Annotated in this window: 5 protein-coding genes, 1 pseudogene and 1 riboswitch; all 6 genes and pseudogenes read right to left on the bottom strand. The window is 31.0% G+C overall.

All coding sequences use genetic code 4. The features are described 5' to 3' along the window. Nucleotides 1–79 precede the first annotated feature (79 nt). The 6 genes and pseudogenes from VBM86_RS02035 to cypl all read right to left on the bottom strand — a co-directional run bounded on the left by VBM86_RS02035 (nucleotide 80) and on the right by cypl (nucleotide 12,685). Nucleotides 80–577, bottom strand: coding sequence for a dUTP diphosphatase (locus VBM86_RS02035; protein ID WP_257088930.1), 498 nt, complete (start codon nucleotides 575–577; stop codon nucleotides 80–82). A 664-nt stretch (nucleotides 578–1,241) separates the two neighbouring features. Then, a pseudogene (locus VBM86_RS02030) lies at nucleotides 1,242–5,196 on the bottom strand (DNA-directed RNA polymerase subunit beta'); the annotation flags it as partial. Further along, nucleotides 5,189–8,851, bottom strand: coding sequence for a DNA-directed RNA polymerase subunit beta (locus VBM86_RS02025; RefSeq protein ID WP_323189704.1), 3,663 nt, complete (start codon nucleotides 8,849–8,851; stop codon nucleotides 5,189–5,191). The gene VBM86_RS02025 and the pseudogene VBM86_RS02030, both read right to left, overlap by 8 nt. A 222-nt stretch (nucleotides 8,852–9,073) precedes the next feature. Next, nucleotides 9,074–10,681 (bottom strand): hypothetical protein, encoded by a 1,608-nt coding sequence (locus tag VBM86_RS02020; protein WP_323189703.1) that lies wholly within the window; start codon nucleotides 10,679–10,681, stop codon nucleotides 9,074–9,076. A 58-nt stretch (nucleotides 10,682–10,739) separates the two neighbouring features. Beyond that, on the bottom strand, nucleotides 10,740–11,498 hold the full coding sequence (locus VBM86_RS02015) for an ATP-binding cassette domain-containing protein (protein WP_323189702.1): 759 nt from the start codon (nucleotides 11,496–11,498) through the stop codon (nucleotides 10,740–10,742). Nucleotides 11,499–11,500: 2 nt separating this feature from the next. Further along, a complete protein-coding gene (gene cypl / locus VBM86_RS02010; protein WP_323189701.1) occupies nucleotides 11,501–12,685 on the bottom strand; it encodes an ABC transporter thiamine pyrophosphate-binding lipoprotein p37/Cypl in 1,185 nt (394 codons plus the stop codon). Nucleotides 12,686–12,719: 34 nt separating this feature from the next. Continuing rightward, nucleotides 12,720–12,825: riboswitch (TPP riboswitch) on the bottom strand. Nucleotides 12,826–12,843: the final 18 nt, after the last annotated feature.

Raw genomic sequence — 12,843 nt, 5'->3', positions numbered from 1 at the left:
ACAAAAAGTAGACAGTTTTTTATTTTCTGTCTACTTTTCTTGTCCTAGTTTATAACCAACTTCTGTAGCTGGTTATTTTTTAATAATTATTTTTAATACGGTCGTAGTTCTTTTGATTTTTAAGAACATATGCATCATATAAATCTTCATATGTAAACCCTAACATTACAAATGAGCCCAATGCAACTTGAAACGCGTGTTCGATATTTGATTTATTAACTTTTTTCATTATGTTTGCTAATGAAATAAATAAATGTTGGAATTGAATGTTTATATCCTGGTTAATTATTTTTGGTTCTATTTCAGGTAGAACATCAAATTTATAAGCAAAATTAACTAAGAAATGGATTAAATCAGCAAATTCTTCAGTTACAGCTAATTTATTTACATTCTTTTGTGATTTTCAATATTTAAAACTTTGAACTTCATTTACATATTCAGCAGCTTCTATTAAAAGCGCTAGAGTTTTTTGAACTATAAAGTCTTCTTTATTAAATGTTGGATTAAGACTTAAACTTTTTTCTCTGATTTTATTATCCAATTCTTTTTGCATCTCAAATATCTTTATTAAATTCATATTGTAATTATATTACAAATAAATGTTTATATATTTAAACTTTTACTGCTTGCAGACAATGCTTTTAGTTTTTATGAAGTTAAATAAAAAATCAGAGAACTGAATCTCTGATTTTCAAATTATTCGTTTACGAAGTCTTCTTCATAATCATCATCAGATGCATATGAATCTTCAAATGAGTTTTGTAATTCTTCGTTTTCTTGTGCTAAGTCACTTAAAACTTCATCTAAGTCACCCATTTTTTCAGATTCTTTTAATAAGTCTGTTGTGTACTTGTTAAAGTCTTCTGAAATGTATACATTACCATTTTCATCTTCAAGTGTATCATCTAAGATAACTTTGTTTGTGAAGTATGAACGTGGGTCACGAATGTCATATTTACCTTTAAGTTGATAATTTGAGTTTGTTCCAGCAGGAATTTTGTGACCTAAAATAATGTTTTCTTTAAGACCATCTAAGTTATCAACTCTTTCTGCAATTGATGAGTTAACAAGAATCTTAGCTGTTTCTTGGTATGATGCAGCTGATAAGAATGAGTCACTTAATAAAGGAGTTTGTTTTGCTCCACGGATTTTAACTTGACCATAAGCTGGTTTAAGTCCTTGAGCAATTAATCTTCCGTTTTCTTTTTGGTAGATGAATGTATCCACTAAGCTTCCTGTGAAGAATTTTGAATCTCCTGGGTCTGTAATCATAATTTTTGAAAGCATTTGTCTAATAATGATTTCAATGTACTTATCTGAAATTGTAATACCTTGTAAACGGTAAAGTCTTTGAATTTCTTTTAATAAGTAGTTTTGAACTGCACGTGTGTCAGCAACTTCAAGAAGTTCATTAATAATAATTGGTCCTTCAAAGATTTTTTGTCCTGGTCTAAGTGTTTGTCCAACTTTAACACGTAATTTTTGAGAAACTCTACCTGATGTTGTAACGATTTCTTTTTGTCCATTTGGTCTTGTTGTTTCAATTTCAACAAGCATAATGTCATTTTCTTTTCCGTTTTTGTCTCTAGCTGGTGCAATTGAAACAACTGTTCCAGTTACAGGTGAGATAACAGCAGGTTTTCCTCAAGGTTTTTCATAGGCATCGATAAGTTCAAGAAGACGTCCAAATCCTCCTGTAATATCTTCAACCCCAGCAACCCCTCCGGTGTGGAATGTACGCATTGTAAGCTGTGTACCAGGTTCCCCGATACTTTGTGCAGCAACAACCCCAACAGCTTCACCGATGTTAACTAAACGGTTTGTTGCAAGGTCTTTTCCATAACAGTGAACACAAACTCCATTTCTTGTATGACAAGATAATACTGAACGAATTTCGACTTGGTCAATGTTGTATAAGTTAACAATTTTGTCAGCCATTTCTGCTGAAATTAATGTGTTTGCATCAACAACAATGTGACCATTAGCGTCAATAATCGGTTTGTTTGTGAATCTTCCTTCGATTCTTTCTTGTAATGACTCAATAACTGTGTTTGTTTTTGTATCTCTAATGTCTTTTACAACAAATCCAAAGTCTGAACCACAATCAACTTCTTTAACAACAATACTTTGAGCAACATCAACAAGTCTACGTGTTAAGTACCCTGATTTGGCTGTGTTAAGAGCTGTATCTGTAAGTCCCTTACGAGCCCCGTGAGTTGATGAATAGAATTCGTAAGCACTAAGTCCACTAAGGAATGATGATTTAACAGGAACTTCAATTGTTGAACGAACAACACGGTCGTTTTCAGCATCGGCTTTAAGAACTTTAGTGTTGTTACTCATAAGTCCACGCATACCAGCTAACTGTGTAAAGTTAGATGAGTTTCCACGAGCTCCTGAAGTGAACATCATAAATAATGGGTTATCAATATCTGATTTTGTAACTTCTTTAAGATCTTTTTCAATAGATTCTTTAACTTGTGATCATTTTTGAATTGTTAAGCTGTAACGCTCATCATCTGTTAAGTAACCTTCAAGGAAGAATTGTTTTAATTGGTCTGTGTATTCTTCCCCTTCTTTGATCTTTTGAGCTGTTGTATCTAATGTTGTAATATCATTCATTGAAATAGTTGTTCCTGATATTGTTGAATATTTGAACCCTAATTCTTTGATATTGTCAAGAATAGAAGCAACATAGTTTGTATATCTGAATCAAACTCTTTCTAACACTAATGTGTAGTCATTAATGTTTCATTGTCTCTTAAGTTTGTGTGTTTCTTCATCTGTACCAATGATGAAGTTGATTCTTTCGAATTCTTCTTTAATGAAGTTTGAAATGTTTGTTGCATGTATTGTAGGAATACGTTCACCTGCATAGTCAATTAATGCAGCACAGTCATTGAAACGACTTTCAAAGTTGTTTACATCTGTAGAATCAATAACACCTGCGATGTCTTCCATTGTTACAACAGCAACATATTTTTTGTACACATTAAGAACAATTTTTGCAATGTCTTTTTTGTTTAATCCCAAGTTAACAGGGATGTCTTTAAGATATTCAGCAAAGTTTGTTCCATAAGGCATTGTGTATTTGTCTAATGCATTTTCTGATGTATCTAATCTTTCTTTTTCAGAAACTGAAATTGAACCATCTGCATTAACTGTTTCTTTTCTTACTATTGATTTACCAAATATAAATTCAAAGTCTGATGGGAATACTTTGTTTAAGATGAATTTACCTACTGTTGAGAAAATGTAAGGATTTGATGTATGTAATTTAACTGAATTTTTATCTAATTCAGAAACTGGTAACACAACTCTTGTATGTAAGTTAACAATACCATTTTCATAAGCTAACATCATTTCTTCATAGTTAGCAAAGATTTTACCTTCATTAGGTTGTCCTGCTTTTTCAATAGTTAAGTAGTAAAGACCTAAAATCATATCCTGTGAAGGGTTAATGATAGGTTCTCCATCTTTTGGTCCAAGGATGTTTTTAGAAGCTAACATTAATTCACGAGCTTCTCTAACAGCTTGATCTGAAATAGGAACGTGAACAGCCATTTGGTCCCCATCGAAGTCGGCATTGAACGCTGTAGTTACTAATGGGTGTAATTTAATAGCTTTCCCTCTAATTAAAACAGGTTGGAATGCTTGAATTGATAAACGGTGCAATGTAGGAGCACGGTTTAAAAGAACTGGTCTTCCATCAATAGCTTTTTCAACATATGGTCAAATGATTGGGTTTAATGAGTCAATCATTTTCTTAGCTGATTTAACAGATGTGATTGAAGTTTCATTCTCTAATAATTCTTTGATAATTCAAGGTTCGAATAATTTAGCAGCCATATCTCTTGGGATACCAACTTCGTGCATTTTAAGAGTTGGTCCTACAACGATAACTGAACGACCTGAATAGTCAACACGCTTTCCTAAAAGGTTTTGTCTGAAACGACCTTTTTTACCAACAAGTGCATCAGAGATAGATTTAAGAGGGTGTCCATCTTTTGATGTAACTGGTGTAGGTTTCTTTCTGTTGTTGTCAATTAAAGCATCAACAGCTTCTTGAATCATACGATACTCGTTTTGTTTAATTAACATAGGAGCATCAGCTTCATTTCATTTAGCTAAACGGTTGTTTCTGATAATGATACGACGGTAAAGTTCGTTAACATCACTTGTTGAGTGTCTTCCACCATCAAGTTGAACTAATGGACGCAAGTCAGCCGGAATAACTGGTAAGTTGTAAATCAACATATTTTTAGGGTGTTGACCTGATTTAATAAATGAGTTGATGATTGTTAAACGTTTGTAAAGTTTTCCTCTTTCTTGTTCTTTTGTTGAAGAAAGATTTCCATTCTCATCAGCTTCTTGGTTAATTAAATCAATTTCAGCTTGAACTTTTTTAGCTTCTTCTTCTAAATTAATGTGAGTTAATAAATATTCAATTGCTTTTGAACCTGTGTCAATTTTAGCATCTGAATATTCGTGAATGATTTCATTGTATTGATAGAAGTCAATACCGAAGTCTTTACCAATTTTAGATTCAGCATATGTTCTTAGTTCATCTAAAGCTGTAGCGATGTCTTCGTATTCATCTGTATCTTTATCATACATTTTTAACATTTCCATTAATGCAGCTTCATAAATGTTTGCAGCTTCGTTAATGTCAATGATTGTGTTTTTCTTTAATGACTCTAATCCACCATCTTCTAAAACGATGTGTGATTTGTAGTAAATTAATTTTTCTAAGTCTGCTTTTGTTACTTGTTTTGAAGAGTCAGCAACTCTAAGTCCAAGTAATTTAGCAATAATTGAGTGATCGATTTTGAAGAATCAGAAGTGGACAACAGGGTTGTGTAATTTGATGTGTCCCATTCTGCTTCTACGTGTTATTTTAGGTAAAATAACTGGTTTGTATTTTTCACAAGCAGGTGTTCTAGTACATACTGAGTTTTCATCACTTTTTTTGTATTTTGTACCACAAACAGGACATTTGTAGTCTGTTGTAGGTCCAAAAATAAGTTCATCAAATAAACCGTCTTTTTCTGGTTTATATGATTTATAGTTAATTGTTTCAGGTTTTGTAACTTCACCGTGAGATCATTTTAAAATGTCTTCATCTGTTGCAAGTGAGAGAGTAATTTTATTGATTTTATCTTCTACTGATTTAGCATCGAAATTTGAATTATTCATATCAATCTCCCCCTGTTTCATGTGAATCTACATAGTGATATTGTTCACTATCATCGTAATCATTGTCGTAGTTTTCTACTTCAGTTGTTTCAAGTTTCATTCCAAGACCTTTAAGTTCATATGAAAGAACGTTAAATGATTCTGGAATACCTGGTGTAGGTAATTGTTTCCCTGATACTAATGCACTATATAACGCATTACGTCCAGCGATGTCATCTGATTTATATGTAAGGATTTCTTGAAGAACGTTTGTTGCTCCATAAGATTCGATAGCTCATGTTTCCATTTCCCCGAATCTTTGTCCCCCGTTTTGAGATTTACCTCCAAGAGGTTGTTGTGTAATAAGTGAGTATGGACCAACTGAACGAGCGTGCATCTTGTCATCAACCATATGGTTAAGTTTAAGCATATACATAACACCAACAGAAATAGGTTTATCAAATTTTCTACCTGTAATAGGGTCGATTAAAATTTGTTTTCCACTCTTGTTTAATCCAGCTTCTTCTAAACAAGCTTCAATGTCTGACTTCTTAATACCATCGAATGATGGAGTAACGAATTTAACATTTAATTTTCTAGCAGCCATTCCTAAGTGAAGCTCAAGAACTTGACCAATGTTCATACGTGAAGGAACCCCTTGAGGGTTAAGCATAATATCAAGTGGTGTTCCATCTTCTAAGTATGGCATATCTTCTTCAGGAAGCACGATTGAGATAACCCCTTTGTTTCCGTGACGACCAGCCATCTTATCCCCAACTTTGATTTTACGTTTTTGAGCAATAGAAACCTTAACAATCTTGTCAATTCCTTCTTCTAAGACATCACCTTTTTCTCTAGAAAGAACTTCAACGTGAATTACAGTACCATTGTGACCATTTTTAACTTTAAGAGATGTATCTTTTGATGTTTGTGGACGTTGTTGAAGAATAGCCATTAAAAGTTTTTCTTCTTGAGATGGGTTTTCTTCTCCCTTAGGTGATAATCTACCAACTAAAACGTCACCAGCTAAAACTTCTGATCCAACTTTAACAATACCGTTTTCATCTAAGTTTCTTAATGAGTATTTAGAAACGTTTGGAATGTCGTTTGTTAAGATATCGTCACCAGCACGTGATGATCTGAATTGAATTGTTTGTTCTTCAATGTGAATTGATGTATAAACATCATCTTTAACTAATCTTTCGTTGATGATAACAGCATCCTCGAAGTTGTATCCGTTTCAAGTTGTAAATCCAACAAGAACGTTTTTACCAAGAGCCATTTCTCCATCCTTGAATGAAGAACCATCAACTAATAAGTCACCAGCTTTAATTTCTTGTCGAACTTCAACAATTGGTTTTTGTTGAATTAATGTACCTTGGTTACTTCTTTCGAAGTTTCTAAGTGTATATTTATCAAAGCTTTCTTTTGTTGTAATTTCTCCTGTTTTAGGATCTTTTACTTCTTTAAAGTGTTTTACGTGGATTTTTGATCCATCAACAAAATCAACAACCCCATCACCTTTAGCTCTTAAGTTGTATGATGAGTATTTAGCAATATCTGCCTCAATACCTGTTCCAACATATGGAGCTTCTGCTTGGATTAATGGAACTGCTTGACGTTGCATGTTTGATCCCATAAGTGCACGGTTGGCATCATCGTTTTCTAAGAACGGGATAGCAGCAGCAGCTATAGAAACAATTTGTTTTGATGAAACCTCAATGAAATCAATTTCATGTGGTTTACCAATGATATAGCTGTAATCACGTCTAATTGTTAATAAGTCATCTGTAATGTTGTTGTCTTCATCAATGTGAACTGATGATTGAGCAAATGAGTATCCAATTTCTTCAGCAGCTGTTAAGTATCTAATGTCGTTGTAATCTACAACCCCATTGTTAACTTTGTAGTATGGAGTTTTTAAGAACCCTAAATCATTAACTTTTGCATATGTTGCATAGTTTAAGATAAGACCGATGTTTGGTCCTTCAGGTGTTTCAATAGCACAAATTCTTCCGTAGTGAGTTGCATGAACGTCACGAACTTCGAATTGAGCTGTATCACGGTTAAGACCTCCAGGTCCAAGTGATGTAACACGACGTTTGTTTGAAACTTCTGATAATGGGTTAATTTGATCCATAAATTGTGAAAGTTTTGATGAGTTAAAGAATTGTTTCATTTGGTTTGTTACAAGTTTGTTGTTTGTAACGTTTTTAGGTGTAACCTTGTCAGCTTCTTTAGCCCCCATACGCTCACGAGTTGCTTTTTCAAGTTTTGTTAAAGCAACTGATAATTGACCTTCTAATAATTCACCAACTGAAACGATACGTTTGTTTGTTAATGAATCTGGATCATCGTCTTTACCAATTCCATCTGTTAAGTTGAAGTAGTAGTTAATTGCAGCAACTATATCTGAAATTAATAAGTGTGGCTCAACTGATTTTGGATCGTTACCGATTACTAAAACAGGTTGTTCTGGTTTTTCTTCCATTCATTTTCTAGTTGGGTAAACTCAAACTTTAACAATGTGTGTTCTCTTTGCTAACACCTTGCTGTTCTTAATAACGTGGTGGTAAACAATTTCTGGATCAATTCCAGGAATTCTTTCGTATGAAATTTTTCCTTCGTTAAATAAGTTTTGAATTTCTTTAGCTTTTCTAATGTCGATAAATGTTCCTTTTGTAAATGCAGGTTCATCTGCACCTTTAAGGTAAATATCTTTAGCTAAGTATGTGTTTGTAATTCTGTCAACTAAAGAAAGTTTTTCATTTAACATATGACGACCTGTTACAGATAAGTTGTAACGTTTCTTATCAAAAAGCATTCCTGGTAATAATGAACGTTTAGCTTCTTCAGAAATACGGTCACCTTTTCTTAAACCTCTGAAAAGTTCTTCTTGACACGCGTCAAGTAATTCTTCAGATGTGAATTCTGAGTTTAAGATAAGTTTGTCTTTCTTAAGTGTTTCATCAAGTAATTCATTGTTTTCACCAAATAACTCTCTAATTGTTTTTTGTGAAAAACCAAATGCTCCTAAGAATGTAGCTAAGTTAACATTTTTGTTTTTGTCAATTTTAATCTTAACTGCATCTAATGTTGATGATGTAACTTTGTGAGAAACTTCAAGTCAAGAACCAATTCTAGGTAAGATTTCTAATTTGTTGAAAAGGTCATCAGATTGTTTGTTACGCACACCTAATCCGAAGTATGCTCCTGGTGAACGAATTAACTGACTAACGATAACTTTTTCAGAACCGTTGATAATAAAACTTCCACCACTTGTCATGTATGGAATTTCCCCAAGTAAAACTTCATCTTCTTTAATTTCACCTGAGTTTTTAACTTCACTCTTTAAAGTAACGAAAACTTTTGCACTAAAGTTCATTCCCTTCGCTTTAGCTTTTTTGATTTCTTCACTTTCACTAGTGATTTTTTTGAAAGGTAATTCTAATCTAACAGAACCCTTTTTGTATTCAAGCTTAACTTCTCTGTTAGCAGCTTCAATAGGGTAAATTTCTAAAAGACATTCTTGGATCTTTTTGCTCATAAAAAGTTCGAAACTTTCTTTACTTGTTTCAAGAATATCAAAAAGTGGAAGAGTAGTCTTTGTAACTGAGTAATCTCTTCTTCAAGTTTTTGGACCAAATTTACGTAATTTGTAATTGTGTTGTTCCATATTTGTCATTCCTTTCTTGCAGATAAACCTTCAATAAGAATAAAAAAATACACCTCTATGTACAATTTATATAAAAGGTATATAAATTTTACATTAAAAATGTAATTTTTAAAGGTGTATTTTAAAGCATTTTAAGTGAAATCATAAGATATTTTTTAGTATTTTTAAACCTATGTGCTAGGCTTAAAAATTTATTTTGTAAAATTTCCTCAAAAAATTTTGTTAAAAATCTTTTTTAAAGAATAGTAAATCTTGCGATTTTGGAATAAAATTTTGCTGCTTTTTGAATGAATTTCATAACTTTGAATTATTGATATAAAACTTGAGTTTATCTTTGTTTTTTAAGATTAAATACGCAAGTTCCAACATAATTAAAAACACATAAGCAGGCAATATTAATGGAACAATTTTTGAATACTCTTGAGTCTCTTGATATTTATTAATAGTTTTATAAATACTGATATTCGCAAATGCTCCATAAATAATTGCATTTCTAAATGATTTTTCATATTCAAATAAGTTAGTTGAAATTATTTGATTTTTAATTTGTGGAATTATAAAGTTTCTATAAATAAATCATTTCGAATTACCCTGAGCTTGCATATTTGAAATTTTTCTTCTATCAATTGAGTTAATTGATTCAGCAAACTGCTTGCACATATGTCTAAATGACGAAATTAAGATTGCTGAAGTTATCGCAACTTGACTTTTCATCAGTGGATTAAACATATAAAATCAAATTACTGCAGGTATGATTTTGATAATTATCAAAATCGTTTTGTTAGATCACACAAGATATGAATTAAATAAGTTTTCTGACAATATAAATGAGTAAGCTATTGCGAAAATAAATGCAAGAGCAACAGCCACATAAGCACACATAAAAATGTATAAATAATCTTTATAAATGTCAGTTTTCACAACATCGCTGAAGTCTCAAATAAATAGCGATTTAAAGAATAGTGAGAATGTTTTTACGTCTACCTTACTATGGAATAAGCCTGTTAAACTTCAAATAAATATCCCAAAGTAAATAGCCAAAATAAATCAGAAAGCATACTTTCTTCAGTTATATTTGAATTTATTTAAGTCTGCTTTTGAATTAATTGTAATGTTAGGCTTAACAAATAAAACTTTATTAAAGAAGAATAATAATCCTTCGTTGATTAATATAAACAAGAATATAAAGAATAAGGTTATCCCTATATTTTTTTGGTATTTACTTAAATCACCAAAAAAGAACCCTAATCCATTTATTCCAACAATACCTAAAACTGAAACTCATCTTATGTTTGATTCATAAGATAAGAAGAAGTTGACTCAAAATTTATTTTTGAGTACTAATACAATATTTGTATAGAATGACTTTAATTTTGAAGATCCTTTTGCAATATCATTTCAATATTTTTTAGTATCAGCTGCTTCTATTAAATCATTAATGTACTTGTGCAATCATAATCAAGTAAATCAGAAATAAATAGTAAATGCAGCTAAATAAGGGTCAAAGGAAATTCTAAATAACAATAAAAACACAATTACAGGAAAAGCTCTTAGCAACAAGAGAATTATTTTAATAATTAAAGGTATTGATTTGTGTTTATGAATATTCGTTGAAGCAAAAAAACCTGTAAATAAAGCTGCTAGAAAACCTAAAATGCTACCACAAGTTATTGTTTTGACTGTCTGGATAAAGTATTTAAAGTTTAATTCTCATAAGTTTTCAGTTAAGTTTTTGTTATATGACTCAAATGAAAACATATTTGTAAAATTTTTAGCAGCTCTTTTTCAACCTGGATTCGAAACCGGAGAAAAGAAACCTAAATAATACATTGAGACTATTAATAAAATAAGTGCAGCTAATATTAATATTCACTTTTTGAAAAGGGACTTATTTTGATATTTTGTTAACTTGGTTTGGTTCATCAAAATAACTTTCTATTTGTTTTTTATCAAATTCATCTTTAATAAATACTTTATCCACTTTTCCACTTTTAAGCGATATTAACTTATCACAGTATTGTACTGCTAAATTCAAATCATGAATTGCGATAATCGTATATCTATCTTTAGAAAACTCTTTTAAAAGTTTCATAACATTATGTGAATTTTGGTTATCTAAATTACTTGTGAGCTCGTCTCCAAGTAAAATTTGTGGTTCATTAATTAAACTGATTAATAATTGAGCTCTTTGTTTTTGACCACTAGATAACTTATTTATTGGTGCAAGGAGCAAGTTGGAAATTTGTAATCTTTCAGCAAGATTTCAAATTTTATCTCTTGTTTCCTTATCAATAAATTTAAAGAACTTATAAATAAAGTTTTTGTAGTGCTTGTAATTAAATTTCAGATTATCAAAAGTTGAGTAATTAACTAAATTTAAACCATCAGGATCAACATATTCGATTTGTTTTTTATATTTTCTTTTTTGGTTTTTCGTTAAATTTTTAATATCTAAATCATCTACAACGACTGAACCGTTTGCTATAGTTTCAAGGTCATAAAACGATTTAAGTATTGTTGATTTTCCTGCTCCTGATTTTCCAATTAGACCAACTAATTGACCTTTTAGAATAGTAAAATTAAGATCTTTTAGATCAAAATTTCCATTATCTTTATATTTAATTACTACATCTTTAAACTTTATCATTCTTAAATCTCACTTAATTTATTTCAATATTCTGTTTGTTCATTATCAATTGACTTGTATCCATAGAAACCATTTTTAGGTCCTCAGATATCTTTATTTTGTTCTGATAATGATTTAAACACTGAGTTAATAGCTTTTTTAGCTTTGTCAGTAACTCTTGAACTGTAAACTCCTACATTGTATGGCAATGGGTCTGTCACAGTCAAGAAGTAAATATCTTGTTGTTGACCCCCTTCACCCTGTCTAACTTCTGGATTAACTTTGTATGAAAACTCTTTACTATCTTTATATTTTGTATATGAATAAGAACCTTCATTATCAAAGAAAATGTGAATATTAGCATTAGCTTGTGTTGAAGCTTCAGTTAATTTAGCTCGCTTTATTTTATCTGAGTATGTAACTCTTAATTGATCAAGTGAAACAAATGGTTTGTTTGTTTCTGTATTAAAGTTTTTAGCAAATAATGCTTCTGGTAATAGGTATTTGCTTCCTGATGAGCTTTTTCCAATACCTATTCCATATGAAACAAATTTTTCTAAATCTTTAGTTTTTCAAGCTTTAATAATTTCGTCAGCCATAGTACGAGTTGCAACGATTGCAATTAATCCTCTTTGGTATGGCACTAATTCATTTGAATAAAATCTAGGGTAGTAGCTTTCAGCTCATTCTCCTTCAGGTTGATTTCAACCATTCCCTCAGTCTTTTTGTTTGAAGTATATGCTTTCAGCATCTGCAATCTTCATTAAAGATGCGCCTGAATCTTTTGAATAAGTTGCATCTTTAATGTCACCTTTAAATTGTTTTGTTAATGTTTGAAGTGCAACTGATAAGTTTTCTGAAATAAATTCATCTTTTTTGCTTAATAATGTTCCTGAATTGATGAAAGCTAAATCAGTTTCACCTTTTAATAATTCATCTTTTGCAACATTATATGAATCATCTTCTACTAACTTGATGTTAAGCTTGATTGATTTATCAATCTTTTGAATTTCTGAATTAAATAAATTATTTAACTCAGTTTTGTAAGTGTCTGCATTTTCAATACCATAAGGTTTGATTAAAGAAAGTGTATAAGTAGTCACTTTTTCTTCTTCTCTTGCAGAAGAACATTGACCAGCAACAGCTGGTAATGTTGTTAGCGCAAGTAAACTTGCACCAAATAGTAAGCTTTTTGATTTTATTTTCATAGAAATAAAAAATCCTTTCTTTTGAATGAAAGGACATCGAAAAAGAAAGACTCGCTACGCTGGCATTACCCAGTTCAGCTAATAAGAGTATTTCTCAACCTGCAAATAAAAAATAAAAGCAAGTACCTCTGTCCTTGCTTAATATTTTACTTTAAAAA

The sequence above is a fragment of the Mycoplasma sp. 21DD0573 genome, from assembly GCF_034863425.1.
Taxonomy (GTDB): Bacteria; Bacillota_I; Bacilli_A; order Mycoplasmatales; family Metamycoplasmataceae; genus Mycoplasmopsis.
The sequence above is the reverse complement of the archived record's forward strand: the minus strand, read 5'-3'. Positions and strand labels throughout refer to the sequence as shown.